We start from the raw sequence: 15,946 nt of genomic DNA on the forward strand, positions 1-15,946 counted from the left end.
CAAGCTCGGCCCGGAACGCCGTCACCCGGCGGTTTTCAGGATCCTGATCGCCCTCGATCGCTACCAACAGATAATCCTCTCCGTCGTCTGCCTGCCGCGTGAACAGGCACAGGCTGTCGATGCCTAGCAGCGTGCGCGCCCTTTCCTCCACCGGCCCGACCGGCACCTTCTGGCCGGAGATGTTGAGCACGTCCTCAGCGCGACCCAATATCCGTATCCGGCCGTCCGCGCGGCGCGTGGCGAGATCGTTGGTGTTGAACCAGCTGCCCTCGACGCCCGCTTCCCCGCTAGCCGGCTCGCCGGAATAGGGCCGGGGATCGCAGGCATGCAATTTCACCTGGATGACCGCTTCCTGATCGTCCGCGGCGGGCTCGCCGAGCTCGTCGACCAGCCGCAGGTCGGCATTTGGCAGCGGCCGCAGCCAGATCGCGTCCTCCTCGACCTGGATCTCGCTCTGCAGCCGCACCCCGAATTCGGAGCCGGCATAGTTGAGGAAGATCCGGCAACGCAGCTTCTCACGCAATTGGGCCACGAGCGGCGCGGCGAGAAACCCGCCGCCGCAATAGATCTGCAGATCGGGGTCCCGCGGCTTGGGCAAATCCATGGCAGCGAGCGTCCTGATCTGCGCGGGCGTCACGAACAGCCGGTTGATCGGAAGGTCCAGCAGGTGATGCAGATTATCGTAGCGCTGATCGAACAGGCAGGTCGCCCCCAACGCCCAGCAGGTCAACGGGCATTTGCCGCCGACGGCGGTCCATGCCGTCAGGCTGTGCAGGTGGAAGGCGCTGCTCCGATCGAGCCGGAATTCGGCGGCCGTGCGCGTCCACAGCTGCTCGACGGCCGCGCCCGAACGAACCAGGATCTTGTGATCGCCGGTAGAGCCGGAGGTGAATTCGATATAGTCGCCAAAGCGGCTGTCATCGACGGTCGACGGCAAGGCATCGTCGCGGATCGCGTTGATCGCTTCTATCGGAAGCTCGAAGATCGGCAGATCGGGCCAACGCTGGTGGGCAGTCGGCACGTAGCCTTCCCGGCGGGAGGCGCAAACCAGCATCGCCCCGGGAAAATGGCGCAGCTTTCCGATCGTCTCAAGATCGCGTGCGGCGACCGTGGTGATTCCCAGCGAACGGAGCGCGATGCTGATGAGCCAGAGGTTGAGCAGTCCCGGGCTGGCAATGATCGCGGTACCGCAGATGGGCGGCAACGCCTGGGCGGCGTGGCAGCGGATCTTTAGAATGCCTTTGGCGAATGTCTCATAGTTGATGGGCGCGCCGTTGCTGACAACCGCGATCTTGTTCGGATGGCGCCCGGCATGGTCAAGTATGCGGCTCAGCAGCACGACGTTCCCCCCGTCGCCGGCAGAGGACAGCAGAAGCGCGCCACTCGTCAAACCCAAAAGTGGTCGCTGCCTGAATTCCGGCTCAGGCGGGGCTCTTGCCCGCTCTTTCGAGATTGCTGAGCGTCTCGCGCTCCAGCGCGCGCAATTCCGTGATCGTCTGGTCGAGCGCGGCCTTGCGATGTTCCAGCTCGGTCAACCGCGCGCGCACGCGTTTGATGAAGACGCGCATTTGCTCCACATGCTCGGGATCGACATCGTAGAGATCGAGGAATTCCTTGATCTCGCGCACGGTGAAGCCGAGCGCGCGCCCGCGCAGCACCAGCCGGATGCGCGCGACCTCGCGCTTGCCGTAGATGCGCGTGGTACCGACGCGCTGCGGCGCAATCAGGCCCTTGTCCTCGTAGAAGCGGAGCGCGCGCATCGTCATGCCGAGCTCCTTGGCGACCTCCTGGATCCCCTTGAGCGCGGCATGGTCTTCGGTCGGCTTGTGGCGTGCGGTCATGCGGCGCGCCTCGCGGCTTCTTCTTCGGCCAACGCCTTCTTGGAAAGCTTGCCGATCAGCGTCTTGGGCAATTTGTCGCGGATCTCGATGCTCGACGGCATCTCGATCTTGTTCAGCCTATCCGCCAGGAAAGCGCACAAACCGGCTTCGTCGGCGTGTGCGCCGGCATGGAGCGACACGAACGCCTTGGGCGATTGCCCGCGATAGCTGTCCGGAACCCCGATCACGACCGCCTCCGCCACCGCCGGATGCTCGTACAGCGCATCCTCGATCACCCGCGGATAGACATTGTATCCCCCGCACAGGATCAAATCCTTGATGCGATCGACCAGAAAAAGATAGCCGTCTTCATCGAGATAACCGACGTCGCCGGTGCGGAGCGCGCCATCGACGAACACGGCTTCATCATCCTCGGGCCGGTTCCAATAGCCCTGCATCACCTGCGGGCCGCGGGCGCACACTTCGCCACGCTCGCCGAGCCCAAGCACGCGATGCGGATCTTCGAGGTCGCGTATCTCGAGGATCGTCTCGGGAAAGCGCGGGCCGCAGCTATTGTCCTTCACCAGGCCCTCAAGCGGATTGCAGGCGATGATCGGCGAGGCTTCGGACAGGCCGTAGCCTTCGACGATCCGGCACCCCATACACCGCTCGAACGTCTCGCGTACCTCCAGCGGCAAGGGCGCGCCGCCCGAAATGCAGACGCGGATCGTGCTCATGTCGGGCGCTTCGTCGTCGGGCAAAGCATTCATCGCCGCATAGAGCGTCGGCACGCCGAAGAATTGCGTCGGCGGGGTGCGGCGGATCGTGGCGAGGAACTGCTTCATCTCGAAACGCGGCAGCAGAACCATCTCGGCGGCGGTATCGATCGAGTAATTGAGCACCGTCGTCAGCGCGAAGACGTGGAACAGCGGCAGCACGCCCAATGTGCGTTCCTGCTGTTCGGGCATATGCCCCACATGCAGGATCATCTGCGCGCTGTTGGCGGCCAGGTTGGCATGGCTCAGCCGTGCGCCCTTGGGCAGGCCGGTGGTGCCGCCGGTATATTGCAGCACCGCGAGATCGTGCGGCGATTGCGCGACCGAATCGGGATCGGCGTCGTCGATCAGATCGGCGAACATCACGTGACGCGCATCGTCGGGAATATGCGCGATCTCGCGGCGCTTGAAGCAGGCGAAGCCGATCCGCTTGGCGAGCGGCAGGACCGCCCCGAACGGGCAGACGACGATATTCGTCAGCCCGACCTCGTCGGCGATCTTCGCGACCTTGGCGTGGATCATCTTGAGATCGGGCACGACCATGATCGTCGTGCCCGAATCGACGATCTGATGCTTCAATTCGCGCTCGACATAGAGCGGGTTGAAATTGACCACGACCCCGCCGACCCGCAGGATCGCGAAATAGAATATCACGAAATAGGGCGTGTTGGGCAGGCACAGGCCAACCCGCATGCCCGGCTTGACGCCGATATCCTGCAGTCCGCGCGCAGTCTGCCGTACGAGCTCGCCGAGTTCGGCATAGGACCAGTGGCGGCCCATGAAATCGATCGCCGGCCACGCCCCGTGATGCGCGACCGCCTTGTCGAGCAGATCAGTTAAAAGGCGCGGCGCGATCGTCGGCATGACCTCCGGCGGCAGATCCGCCGCCGGATTGTCTTCACGCATCATACCCGCCGCGCCCCACATCAGAACTTCAGGTGCGCGCCGACCGAGAGCACCAGCGCATGTGCGTTCTGCAGCGTGCCGTTCACGACGATCGGCGTCTGCACCGGCGAGCCCGCATAGGCCGCGGTGAGGCGGTCGATGCTGGAATCCTTGAACTTGATATAGTTCACGGCGGCGTCGAACCCGAGGCCCTTGGTCACATCGAAGCTGGTACCGGTGGCGAAATTCCAGCGGTCGCTGTCGGGCACCCGCGCATCGCGATGCGTGTCGCGCGTCGGCGTTTCGTCCCGCTGGATGCCCGCGCGCCACGTCCAGTTCGGCGCGATCGCGTAGTCGAGACCGCCGGCATAGCTCCACGTATTGCCGTAATTTTCGGGGATCGCGACGTTGAGCGGCGCGCCGAGCTGGATCGTGCCGAACTTGTTCCAGCCGAAGCGGACGATCTGGCCGTCGAGGGTGAGCTTGTCGGTCGCCTTGAAGCGGATGCCCGCGACCGCCTGCCACGGGGTGCGGAACTGGGCGGTGGTCGTGAGCGAGCCATTCTGCCCCGCAAGCGGGCCGGCCAGACCAGCGGTGGTGACGCTGCCGTCCAGCGTGTGCTTGACGCTCGACTTGTAGCTCAGGCCGATCGAGACCGGGCCGGTGTGGAATTGCGTGCCGAGGCTCCAGCCCCAATCCCAGCCATTGCCCTTGAGCGTCTGATGGCCGTCCGGCAGCAAGGGCGACAGATTGGGCAGGTAATTGCCCAGGATCGCGCGGACATATTCGGCATTGGCGCCGACGCCGACGCTCCACTCCGGCGTGATCGCGAATGCGACCGTAGGCTGCAGGTCGATCGTGCGCAGCTGCGTCTTGTCGGCCGTGTAGCGCGCCCAGCTGGTCGCGGCGTAATTGGTGGTGAAGCTGAACGGCGATGTCACCGCGAGACCGATCGACAGGCGCGGTGTCAGCGCATAGGCGATCGCGCCCGAGGGCAAGGTGCCGTTGTTGATCGGGTTGTGCGAATCCGTGTCGCCGCCGACCGGTGCGGGCGCCTGGCCCGGACGCACGATCACGGTGCCGTTGTTATGGACATCGCCGCGCGGCATGATCTCGCTCACGCCGAGCGAAACGTCGCCGCCGGTCATGCCGCCGATTGACGCCGGGTTCCACCAGAGCGACGCCGCGCCCTGATCCGCGCCCTCGCCTGAGAAAGCACGTCCGGCGCCACGCACCGATTGTTCCTGCAGGTAGAAGGCCGCCGCATTGGCGGAGGTGGCGATACCGCCCGCGAGGACGGAAACAGTCGCGGCGAAAAGCGCGCGCGTGGAAATCTTGGTCATCCTGAACTCCCTCGTCTCTTTGTTGTCGTTGGTCATGGGGACGCGCCTCAACGGACGCGCGTCCAGGTCTGGCTCTTGCACAAAGGCCACATGATACAGCCGCGCACCTTGAGGTGATCGGCGTCGATCGGGGTGATGGTGGCCTTGTAGGTGCCGCCGTCATCGCCGTTGTAGATCGTTCCGCCGGTCCATTCGCCGTCGCCGCGGGTGAAGCCGCTCATGAATTGCAGGTTCATCATCCGGCGGCCGCGCAGCGACGCGTCCTTGTTGTTGACGTCGAGCAGATTGGGGTTGGCCCTGAGCCCGTCCGAATTGGTCAGCTTGCCGCAGATCGACGCGCCGCAGCGCTCGACCTCGACGATGCCGTGACGAGTCTCGGTCTGCCAGCGCCCAAGCGCCGTGTCCGGGCTGAGCGCGGCCGATGCAAGGCCTGCGAGCATGAGAAAGCCAGTCATACCTCTCCTTCATCACTCTCCGATCCCCGCTCTGTGGCAGGTGATCGTTGGGCCGGTTCATTGGACCGGCTGCGAATCCCTATGTGACTCAAAATTTGCTTGACGTATAGGGAAAGTATCGCACCCTTAGAGACGACAGGGCACGATACCGTAAAGTGCCGCCGGAGAGTGACTGATGCGCAACACCGTGATCGCGGGCTACGCCCGTTCGCCTTTCCATCTCGCGACCAAGGGCGATCTGGCGCGCGTCCGGCCCGACGATCTCGCCGCGCAGGTGATTCGCGGACTGATCGAGAAAACCAGGATCGATGCCGCCGATATCGAGGACATCATCCTCGGCTGCGCCTTCCCCGAAGGCGAGCAGGGTTTGAACGTCGCCCGCCTGATCGGGCTGCTCGCGGACCTGCCGCTGTCGGTCGGCGGGATGACCGTCAACCGCTTCTGCGGATCGTCGATGAGCGCGATCCATATCGCGATGGGCCAGATCCAGCTCGGAGCGGGCGAGGCCTTCATCTGCGCAGGCGTCGAGTCGATGAGCCGCGTGCCGATGATGGGCTTCAACCCCCTCCCCAACCCCACGCTCGCCGCCAAAAGCGCCGCGTATATGGGCATGGGCGACACCGCCGAGAATGTCGCGACCAAGTACCAGATCACGCGCGCCGAGCAGGAAGCGTTCGCGGTCGGCAGCCAGCAGAAAGCCGCCGCCGCCCGTTCGGGTGGTAAGCTTTCCGACGAGATCATCCCGATCAAGACCAAGACCGGCGTGGTGAGCGAAGACGGCACGCTTCGTCCCGACACCAATGCCGAGGGCCTCGCCGGCCTCAAGCCTGCCTTTGATCAGAATGGTTCGGTCACCGCCGGCACCTCCTCCCCGCTCACCGACGGCGCGAGCGCGGTGCTGGTGACGAGCGAGGATTATGCCCGCGCGCACGGGCTCGAAATCCTCGCCCGGATCAAATCGGTCGGTATTGCCGGCTGCGCGCCCGAGATCATGGGAATCGGCCCGGTCGGCGCCTCGACCAAGGCGCTTGAGCGCGCCGGGATCAATGTCGGCGATCTCGATGTGGTCGAGCTCAACGAAGCCTTCGCCAGCCAGGCGCTCGCCTGCATGCGCGACCTCGGATTGAAGCCCGACACGGTCAATATCGATGGCGGCGCGATCGCGATCGGCCATCCGCTCGGCGCGACCGGCGCGCGCATCGTCGGCAAGGCCGCGTCCTTGCTCAAGCGCGAGGGCGGCCATTACGCGCTTGCCACCCAATGCATCGGCGGCGGCCAGGGAATCGCCACCGTGCTGGAGGCAGCCGAGTGACCGACGCCATCAAACCAGCCGGCGTCCGGCCGGACTCTATCAAGAAAGTCTGCGTGATCGGCGCGGGCGTGATGGGCGCGGGCATCGCCGCCCAGGTCGCCAATGCCGGCGTACCGGTGCTTTTGCTCGACATCGTCCCCAAAGGCGATGGTGGCTCCGCCAACCGCAATGCGATCGCCGAGGGCGCGGTCGCGAAGATGCTCAAGACCGATCCCGCGCCATTCATGTCGACCCGCGCCGCGAAATTGGTCGAGACCGGCAATATCGAGGACGATCTCGCCAAGGTCGCCGAGTGCGACTGGATCATCGAAGCGGTGATCGAACGGCTCGACATCAAGCATGATCTCTATGCCAGGCTGGAAGCCGTGCGCCGCCCCGGCAGCGCGATCTCGTCCAACACCTCGACCATCAAACTCGACAAGCTGATCGAGAGCCGCACCGATGCGTTCAGGCGCGACTTTCTGATCACCCATTTCTTCAACCCGCCGCGCTACATGCGCCTGCTGGAGATCGTCACCGGTCCGGCCACCAATCCTGTCGTAGCCGCGAAGGTCGAGGCCTTTGCCGATCGCTCGATGGGCAAGACGATCGTCCATGCCAGGGACACGCCCGGTTTCATCGCCAACCGCATCGGCACCTACTGGATTCAGCTCGGCCTCAACGCCGCGTTCGACCTTGGCCTGACGGTCGAGGAAGCCGATGCGGTCGGCGGTCGTCCGATGGGCATTCCCAAGACGGGCATTTTCGGGCTGGTCGATCTGGTCGGCATCGATCTGATGCCGCATCTCCAGAAGAGCCTGACCGAAACCTTGCCGAAGGACGATCCCTACCAGGCGATCGCGCGCGTCCATCCTTTGATCGAAACGATGATCGAAGGCGGCTTCACCGGCCGCAAGGGCAAGGGCGGCTTCTATCGCGTCAATCGCGAGATGGGGAAGCGCAAGGAGACGATCGACCTCATTACCGGCGAATATCGCCTGCCGATCAAGGCGGGCGGCCTCCCCGCCGATGCCGCCAAGGGCGATTTGGGCGCGCTGATCGGGCTCAAGGGAAAGATGGGCGATTATGCCTGGGCGGTGCTCGGCGGCACGCTCGCTTATGCCGCGGGTCTCGTGCCCGAGGCGGCGGACAGCATCGTCGCGGTCGATGACGCGATGAAGCTCGGCTACAATTGGAAGTTCGGGCCGTTCGAGCTGATCGACAAGATCGGCGCTTCAAAGCTAGCCGCACGGCTTGCAGCCGAGGGCAAACCCGTCCCTGATTTGCTCCAGCTGGCGAGTGATCGCAGCTTCTATCGGACTGAGAACGGCAAGCGCCAATATCTTGGAATCGATGGCGATTATCATAACATAATCCGCCCCGAGGGTGTGCTACGGCTGGAGGATATCAAGCTCGCGTCGCAGCCCCTGCTGAAGAACGGTTCGGCCGCGCTCTGGGATGTCGGCGACGGCATCGCAGCCCTCGAATTCACCGGCAAGATGAACGCGCTCGATGGCGATGTCATGAAGCTGATCGGCCAGGCGATCCCGCTCGTCCAGAAAAGCTTCAAGGCGATGGTTGTCTACAATGACGGCAGCAATTTCTCCGCCGGCGCCAATCTCGGCCTCGCCTTGTTCGCGCTCAATATCGCCGCCTGGAGCGAGGTCGAGAAGCTCGTTTCCGGCGGCCAGAAGGCCTACAAGGCACTCAAATATGCCCCCTTCCCCGTCGTCGGCGCACCCGCCGGCATGGCGTTGGGCGGCGGTTGCGAAATCCTGCTCCATTGCGACGCGATCCAGGCGCATGCCGAGCTCTATATGGGCCTGGTCGAATGCGGCGTCGGCCTGATCCCCGGCTGGGGCGGCTGCGGCGAGATGCTCCAGCGCTGGCGCGATGCGCCCGGCATGCCCCACGGTCCGATGCCAGCCGTCGCCAAGGTGTTCGAGACGGTCAGCACTGCAACCGTGTCCAAGTCCGCCGCGCAGGCGAAGGAACTGATGTTCCTGCGTCCCGACGACGCCATCACCATGAACCGCGACCGGCTGCTGTCCGACGCCAAGGCGAAGGCGCTTGCGCTGGTCGATGGCTACCAGCCCCCCGCCCCGCCCGAATTCAAATTGCCGGGCGAGAGCGGCCATGTCGGGCTCAACATGGCGGCACAGGGGTTCCGCAAACGCGGGCTCGCGACCGACTACGACATGGTCGTGTCCGACGCGCTCGCGGGCGTGCTGACCGGCGGCCCGGCCGATCTGGTCGATACCGTCAGCGAAAGCGACATACTCAAACTGGAACGCGAAGCCTTCATGCTCCGCGTCCGTGACGTCCGCACGATCGCGCGGGTCGAACATATGCTGGAGACGGGCAAGCCGCTTCGTAACTGATTGCAGGACGCAGCCGCATTCCGGCGCGCGAGGAGAGTGAAATGCAGGTCTATGAAGCGCCGCTGCGCGACATGAAGTTCGTGCTGCACGAACTCCACAATGACGACGGTTTTGGCGGCCTCGACGCGCTTGCCGAATTCACGCCCGATCTGGTCGATCAGATCCTCGAGGAAGCCGGCCGCGTCGCGCGCGAGGTTTTGCTGCCGCTCAATCGCTCCGGCGACGAGGAAGGCTGCCGTCTCGAGAATGGCGTCGTCCGCACGCCAAAGGGCTTCAAGGCGGCCTACGACCAGTTCCGCGAGGGCGGCTGGTGCGCGCTCGCGTCCGACGCGCAATGGGGCGGGCAAGGGCTACCGGAGACGGTCAACAAGATGACCGAGGAGATGATCTGCGCGGCCAACGTGTCGTTCAGCCTCTATCCCGGCCTCACCCACGGCGCGACCACCGCGATCGAGGGTTTCGCCAGCGACGAATTGAAAGCGCTCTATCTGCCCAAATTGGTCGAGGGCAGCTGGTCGGGCACGATGTGCCTGACCGAGGCGCATTGCGGCACCGATCTCGGCCTGCTGCGCACCAAGGCGGTGCCGCAGGACGACGGCAGCTACAAAGTGACCGGCTCCAAGATCTTCATCTCGGCGGGCGAGCATGATCTGACCGAGAATATCATCCACCTCGTGCTCGCGCGGCTGCCCGATGCGCCCGCCGGCGTGAAGGGGATCAGCCTGTTCCTCGTGCCCAAATATCTGCCCAAAGCCGATGGTTCGGTCGGACCCTCCAACGGCGTCCAGTGCGCCGCGATCGAGCACAAGATGGGGCTCAAGGCATCCGCCACCTGCCAGCTCAATTTCGAGGAATCGACCGGCTGGATCGTCGGCAATGCCCACAAGGGCATGGAAGCCATGTTCAAGATGATGAACACCGAACGCGTTTCGGTCGGCGTCCAGGGGCTCGGGGTCGGCGAGGCCGCCTACCAGTCGGCGGTCTATTACGCCAAGGATCGCCTTCAGGGCCGTTCGCTGGCGGGCGCCAAATATCCCGACAAGCCGGCCGATCCGATCATCGTCCATCCCGACGTGCGGCGCATGCTGATGACGATGCGCGCCTATAATGAGGGCTGCCGCGCGGTCTGCGGCTGGGTCAGTCGTGCGCTCGATGCCGAAAAGCATTCGACCGATCCGGAAGTGAAACAGCGCGCCGGGGATTTCATCGCCTTGATGACGCCCGTCGTGAAGGCGCTGTTCACCGACATGGGCTCCGAATCCGCCAATTTCGCGGTCCAGGTCTATGGCGGCCACGGCTACATCGCCGAGAGCGGCGTCGAGCAATATGTCCGCGATGCGCGGATCGCGATGATCTACGAGGGTACCAACGGCATCCAGGCGCTCGATCTGGTCGGCCGCAAGCTCGGCGCGCATATGGGCCGTTACCTGCGCTCTTTCTTCCACCCGGTGTCTACGTTCATCGAGGACAATGCCGAGAATGAGGCGCTGGCGGGAATCATCCCTGGCTTTGCCCAGGCGTTCGGCGCGCTCCAGCTTTCGACCGGCACTATCGCGCAGAAGGGGTTGAAGGACCCCGAGGAAGCCGGCGCGGCGGCAACCGACTATCTGCGCCTGCTCGGGCTGGTGGCGATGGGCTATTGCTTCGCCCAGGCGATGAAGATCGCGCAGGCCAAGGTTGCCGCAGGCGACGGCGAGGCCGATTTCTACAAGGCCAAGATCGCGACCGCGTCCTTCTTCTTCGATCGCATATTGCCACAGGCGACCGCCTGCTTCCTTGCGATCAAGGCGGGCAAGGCTTCGATGATGGCGCTGAGCGAGGACGCCTTCTGAGGTGAGCATCCCCGCCCCGCTCGCCGGCCGTCTCGCCATCCCGGCGATCGTGGCGCCGATGTTCCTGATCTCGGGCCCCGATCTGGTGGTGGAATGCTGCCGTGCGGGCCTGCTCGGCACCTTCCCGGCCTTGAACCAGCGCACCACCGACGGCTTCGTCGAATGGCTCGACGAGATCGAGGCGCGGCTCGACGAAAACAGCGCGCCCTACGGCGTCAACCTGATCGTTCACCGCACCAACACGCGCCTCCAGGCCGACCTCGACGTCATCGTCCAGCGCAAGGTGCCGTTGGTCATCACCTCCTTGGGCACGGTCCGGGAGGTGGTCGATGCGGTCCATAGCTATGGCGGGCTCGTCTTCCACGACGTGATCAGCGCGCGCCACGCGGAGAAAGCGACCAAGGCCGGTGCCGACGGCCTGATCGCGGTGTCGGCCGGCGCGGGCGGCCATGCCGGGACGATCAGTCCGTTCGCCTTGCTCGACGAGATACGCGGCATCTTCGACGGCGCTTTGGTGTTGGCGGGTGCCTTGTCGCGCGGACGCCATATCGCCGCCGCCGAACTGATGGGCGCGGATTATGGCTATTTCGGCAGCCTGTTCATCCCGACCGACGAGAGCCTCGCCCCGCCCGAGCAGAAACAGATGATGGTCGAATCCCGCGCTGCCGACATCGTCCACACCGACAAGGTCACCGGCATCTACGCCAATTTCATGAAAGCGAGCCTCGCCGCCAACGGCCTGCTCGATGCGCCGGGCCACGTCGGCGCGCTCGATCTCGAAGGCGAAGCCCGCGCGTGGAAGACGATCTGGTCCGCCGGCCATGGCGTTGGCGCGACCCGCGCGGTACGGCCCGCCCGCGCGATCTGCGAGGACCTGATCGCGGATTATCGGAGCGTGAAGAGCTAGTGGCCGATCCGCAATCCGAGGACGAGGTCGCAGCGCTCGTCGCCTTGCTCGACGTCGAAACGATCGAGCCCGATCTCTATCGCGGACCCCGCTATCCGCGCGGGCGCGGCCGCGTGTTCGGCGGACAGGTGATCGGCCAGGCGCTCGTCGCCGGTGCGCGCTCCGCGTCTCCCAGCCAGCAGGCGCATTCGCTCCATGCCTATTTCATGCGGCCGGGCGATGAGGATCTCGAGATCGACTATCGCGTGCTCAAGGATTTCGACGGGCGCAGCTTCGCGACGCGCCGCATCGTCGCGCTGCAGAACGATGCGCCGATCCTGACCATGACCGCCTCGTTCCAGCGCTCCGAGGCCGGGTTCGAACATGGCGCGCCCATGCCCGATGTCCCCGGCCCCGATGCGCTCGATCCTGGCGACAAGGATGGCGGCGGATCGCCGGTGATGGCGCATTTCCTCAAACGCTTCGGCGCGTTCGAATTCCGCCCGATCCCGCCTTTTGGCGAGCTCGCGCCGCGGCCGCAGCCGGGCCCGAGCCGCCTTTGGTTCCGGCTCGCCGGCGCCGCCCCCGCCGATCCCGCGATGCGCAGCGCGATGCTCGCTTATCTCAGCGATTTCGGTCTGCTCACCACCGCCGTCCTGCCGCACGGCGTTCCATTGTTCAGCGGAAAATTGCAGGCCGCGAGCCTCGACCACAGCCTGTGGCTGCACGAGCCCCCCGCCTTCGATCAGTGGATTCTCTACACGATGGAAAGCCCCTGGGCGGGCGGCGGACGCGGCCTGACGCGCGGCACCTTCCACACGCAGGACGGCCGCCATATCGCCAGCGTCGCGCAGGAAGGCCTGATCCGCCCGATCGAACGAAGCTAGGCCGCGTTCGGATTCCACAACGCGCGCAATTTATGCGCCGCGAGCTTCGGCCGCCGATCGCGCGTGAACACGCCTTTGAAATTGAGCCCGTCGACGCGCATCGTGCTCTGCGACGTGCGGAAATCGGCGAACGCCCACGGGTGCGTGCCGATCACCCAATCATGCTTCGCGGCGAAGCGCAGATACATCGCGATCACCTCCGCCTGATATTCCTCGTCCCACATCAAGGCCGGCTGATCGTGCATGCCCGCAACCGCGTCGGCGCCGAACTCGGTGATCATCAGCGGCTTGTTCGGATAGAGCGCGTGCAGCGCGGTCATCTCGCGTTCCAGCACCTGCGCGGCGTCGTCCATCCGCGCCGACACCGCATACCAGCCGTCATAACTGTTGGTGCAGATGAAATCGCCCTTGGCCAGCCAGTCCGGCGGCCCGCCCTGGACGCTGACCAGGGTCGCCGGCCGGGTGCGATCGAGCGCGTGGATATGGTCGAAAATGTCGTCGAAGAAGGCCTTGCCGCGCTGCGCCGCGTCGGCGGGCGCATCGCCGATCGTATGGAAAGGCTTGGTCAGCGGCTCATTGCCGATCGACCAGGCGATCACGCAGGCGCGATTGCGGTCGCGACGAACCATGTCCGTCAGGTCAGCACGCAACTGGCGCCGCCGTGCTTCGATGATCGCGGGCTCGTCGGAAAAGGTCAGACTCACCCCCGGCGTCTCGGCGATGACGAGCAGGCCGACCCGGTCGGCGAGCATCAGCGCCTCTTCGGCATAGGGATAATGCGAGGTGCGGAAGCTGTTCGCGCCGATCCATTTCAGCAGTTCGTAATCGCGCACCAGCACGGGCAGATCGAGGCCCTTGCCGTGGAAGAAGAAGTCCTCATGCTTGCCGAAGCCGCGCAATTGCACCGGTTCGCCGTTGAGCAGCAATTGGGTGCCGCGCACTTCGATCGTGCGCATGCCGAAATCGAACGCATATTCGTCGATCGGTCCTGCCCCGCCGATCATCACCGTGACGCGGTGTAGGAAAGGATCCCCTGTACTCCAGAAACGGGCACGACGCATTGCGACGACTGTGGTGCCGCGGCCCCCGGTGATATGAACGATTGCCGAGCCGCGACTTTCGCCGCCCTCGATCTGGACGCGTGCCTCCCCCGACCAGCGACCGCTGACGGATACTTCCACTTGGACGCCCCAGCTCGCGCTCCGGTCGATGTGGACCGTCGTCGCTACAACATCCGTGATATGCGTCTGCGGCAGCGCGCACAGCCAGACCTGGCGATGGAGGCCCGCGAACGGGAAAAAATCGTAGCTGGTCTGGGGATATTCCTCGACCGTCCACTTCCAGGCCGCGACATCGGGATTGTTGGGGACGCGGTCGCGCTCCAACTTGTTCTCGACCATCACGCTCAGGCGATTGGCCTCGCCGAACCGCGCTGCGCCACCAATGTCGAACACGAACGGCAAATGGCCGCCACGATGTTCGCCCAGCAACTTGCCGTTGAGCCACACCCTGGCGCGATAGACTGCCGATCCGAAGCGCAGCCGCAGCGCGCGGCCGCGCCACGCCGGATCGACCTGAAAGTCGGTCTCGTACCAGGCCGCGCCGACATAATTGCGCGCATCGTCGAACAATTCCTGCCAGCTCGCCGGCACCGGGATGCTGCGCCAATTGGTCAGGCCATTTTGCCAGCCTTCCTTCTCGCCGGCATCGTCGCGGTCGAGCTTGAACCGCCACAGGCCTGACAGATCGCGCGTGGATCGGGTCGGGCTTTCGAACGGGTAGAGCAGCGACAAAGCCTCGTCGGGCGCCTGCGCGTCCACGCGGCCCGCGATCGCAACCGCACCCGCCACACCCGCGAGGGCAAAGCTTTCCCGCCGCGTCAGCGCGACTGGCGCGACGCCTTCTTCCGTCCCGGCCATGCGAAACCCTCTCTTCTTGTCTGTCTTTAGCTCAGCGCGGCATAGCGGCGGCGCTGCTGCGCCACGCGCGCCCGCGCCTGCTCCATCTCGTGCACTTCGGTCGCTTCCATGATCGATTCGAGCACGCGCGTGAGGTGGCCGCGCATCGCGGTCCGTGCGCGTTCCGGATCGCGCGTCCGCAGTGCTTCGACGATGATATTATGCTCATCGATACGCGGGATAACGCCCGCGGCATGCGCCTTGTCGCTCAGCAATTTATATTGCGGCGAACGCGCGCGCGCATCCCACAGGGCTTCGACCGCCGTCACCATCGGGCTGTTCTGCGTCGCTTCGGCGATCAGCACGTGGAACCGGCGATCGGCGTCTTCCGACCGATCGATATCGCGGCCATTCTCGTCATGCATTTCGGCGATCAGGCCCGTCAGCGCGTCAAGTTCGGCATCGGTGATGCGCACCGCCGCCAGCGCGCACGCCTCGCCTTCGATCGCGCGGCGCGCCTCGAGCAATTCGAACGGGCCGACATCGGCCTCCGCCGCCTTGCCGCCGCGCGGCGTGGTCGAGGTGACGTAGACGCCCGACCCCATCCGCACCTCGACCAGGCCGTCCAGTTCAAGCGCGATGATCGCTTCGCGCACCGTCGGGCGCGACACCGAATAGGTCTGGGCGAGCACGCGTTCGGCCGGAAGGCGCTGGCCGATCGTATAGGCGCCGGAGGCAATCCGGGCGGAAAGGTCGTCCGAGACCCTCTCGTACAAACGGCCGCTTGCGGATTTGCCCACCATGTCCTCCGCTTAGCTGGTCGGGCCGATTTCGGCAATGGTCATGATATTGGCCTTACCTATATTACAGGTTTCGTCCTGACCACATGCTTGCATTTGGCCTGACCAATCTCTAAGCAGCTTCCACAAGCCGGCCCGAGCCGGCGATAATGGGGAGAGGAAACCATGGCTTACAAAATGACGCGCGCGCTCGCGCGGCTGCTCATCGGAACCGCGCTCGGCTCCGGCCTGGCGACGGCCGCTTTGGCCCAGGCGGCCGCTGCACCCGCAGCCCCGGCGGCGGCAACCGACGCCAACAATGCGGCCGAAATCGTGGTCACCGCGCAGAAGCGCACGCAGAATGTGCAGGATGTGCCGCTCGCGGTGCAGGTGGTCGGATCGACCCAGCTTCAGGCGGCCGGCGTCAGGGATTTCAATGATCTCACCCGCGTCGCGCCGTCGCTGATCGTGCGGCCGGCCGAAAATCCGGTGAACGCCTCCATCTCGATGCGCGGCGTCGGCACCTTCGCCTTCGCGATCGGCGTCGAGCCGTCGGTCGCGGTCGTGCTCGACGACGTGCCGGTCACCTTCCAGGCGCGCGCCTTCGCCGATCTCTCCAATATCGAGCGGATCGAAGTACTGCGCGGCCCGCAGTCGACCTTGTACGGCAAGGCCGCCTCGGCCGGTCTGATCAGCATCGTCACCCCGGCCCC

13 protein-coding genes are annotated in these 15,946 nt (G+C 65.1%); 6 read left to right on the forward strand and 7 right to left on the reverse strand.

What is annotated here, in order from left to right:
• The 5 genes from VK533_RS03835 to VK533_RS03855 form a co-directional block, all read right to left on the reverse strand.
• Window positions 1-1,339, reverse strand: a 1,339-nt coding sequence (locus tag VK533_RS03835; RefSeq protein WP_324375174.1) for an AMP-binding protein, incomplete at its 3' end; no start/stop codon positions are given.
• A gap of 82 nt (window positions 1,340-1,421) precedes the next feature.
• Window positions 1,422-1,841 (reverse strand): MerR family DNA-binding transcriptional regulator, encoded by a 420-nt coding sequence (locus VK533_RS03840; protein WP_324375176.1) that lies wholly within the window; start codon window positions 1,839-1,841, stop codon window positions 1,422-1,424.
• On the reverse strand, window positions 1,838-3,505 hold the full coding sequence (locus VK533_RS03845) for a long-chain fatty acid--CoA ligase (RefSeq protein ID WP_324375178.1): 1,668 nt from the start codon (window positions 3,503-3,505) through the stop codon (window positions 1,838-1,840). The genes VK533_RS03840 and VK533_RS03845 overlap by 4 nt, the downstream gene beginning before the upstream one ends.
• Before the next feature lie 17 nt (window positions 3,506-3,522).
• Window positions 3,523-4,824, reverse strand: coding sequence for an OmpP1/FadL family transporter (locus tag VK533_RS03850; RefSeq protein WP_324375180.1), 1,302 nt, complete (start codon window positions 4,822-4,824; stop codon window positions 3,523-3,525).
• Between the two features lie 47 nt (window positions 4,825-4,871).
• Window positions 4,872-5,279 carry a DUF2147 domain-containing protein gene (locus VK533_RS03855; RefSeq protein WP_324375182.1) on the reverse strand — a complete coding sequence of 136 codons (408 nt, stop codon included), beginning with the start codon at window positions 5,277-5,279 and terminating at the stop codon, window positions 4,872-4,874.
• A gap of 175 nt (window positions 5,280-5,454) precedes the next feature.
• Here VK533_RS03855 and VK533_RS03860 point away from each other — a divergent pair, with 175 nt between their 5' ends.
• The 5 genes from VK533_RS03860 to VK533_RS03880 are packed head-to-tail and all read left to right on the forward strand — an operon-like array spanning window position 5,455 to window position 12,556.
• A complete protein-coding gene (locus VK533_RS03860; RefSeq protein WP_324375185.1) occupies window positions 5,455-6,591 on the forward strand; it encodes a thiolase family protein in 1,137 nt (378 codons plus the stop codon).
• Window positions 6,588-8,951, forward strand: a complete 2,364-nt coding sequence (locus VK533_RS03865) for a 3-hydroxyacyl-CoA dehydrogenase/enoyl-CoA hydratase family protein (RefSeq protein WP_324375186.1) — start codon at window positions 6,588-6,590, stop codon at window positions 8,949-8,951. The genes VK533_RS03860 and VK533_RS03865 overlap by 4 nt, the downstream gene beginning before the upstream one ends.
• Window positions 8,952-8,992: 41 nt before the next feature.
• Window positions 8,993-10,783, forward strand: coding sequence for an acyl-CoA dehydrogenase C-terminal domain-containing protein (locus VK533_RS03870; RefSeq protein WP_324375188.1), 1,791 nt, complete (start codon window positions 8,993-8,995; stop codon window positions 10,781-10,783).
• A 1-nt stretch (window position 10,784) separates the two neighbouring features.
• Complete coding sequence (locus VK533_RS03875) at window positions 10,785-11,690, forward strand: nitronate monooxygenase (RefSeq protein WP_324375191.1); 906 nt, start codon at window positions 10,785-10,787, stop codon at window positions 11,688-11,690.
• Window positions 11,690-12,556: an acyl-CoA thioesterase gene (locus VK533_RS03880; protein WP_324375193.1), complete on the forward strand. Its 867-nt coding sequence runs from the start codon at window positions 11,690-11,692 to the stop codon at window positions 12,554-12,556. The genes VK533_RS03875 and VK533_RS03880 overlap by 1 nt, the downstream gene beginning before the upstream one ends.
• Here the strand turns inward: VK533_RS03880 and VK533_RS03885 are convergent.
• Together VK533_RS03885 and VK533_RS03890 are read right to left on the reverse strand one after the other, a co-directional pair.
• Complete coding sequence (locus tag VK533_RS03885) at window positions 12,553-14,475, reverse strand: glycoside hydrolase family 2 TIM barrel-domain containing protein (RefSeq protein ID WP_324375195.1); 1,923 nt, start codon at window positions 14,473-14,475, stop codon at window positions 12,553-12,555. The two genes, VK533_RS03880 and VK533_RS03885, sit on opposite strands and share 4 nt — an antisense overlap.
• 26 nt (window positions 14,476-14,501) lie before the next feature.
• The gene (locus tag VK533_RS03890; RefSeq protein ID WP_324375197.1) at window positions 14,502-15,257 is read right to left on the reverse strand and encodes a FadR/GntR family transcriptional regulator; all 756 of its coding nucleotides are present in this window, start codon (window positions 15,255-15,257) and stop codon (window positions 14,502-14,504) included.
• A 162-nt stretch (window positions 15,258-15,419) separates the two neighbouring features.
• Here VK533_RS03890 and VK533_RS03895 point away from each other — a divergent pair.
• On the forward strand, window positions 15,420-15,946 hold a 527-nt coding region (locus VK533_RS03895), incomplete at its 3' end, for a TonB-dependent receptor plug domain-containing protein (RefSeq protein ID WP_324375199.1).

Origin of the sequence: Sphingomonas sp., assembly GCF_035317925.1 — a bacterium.
Lineage (GTDB): Bacteria > Pseudomonadota > Alphaproteobacteria > Sphingomonadales > Sphingomonadaceae > Sphingomonas_I.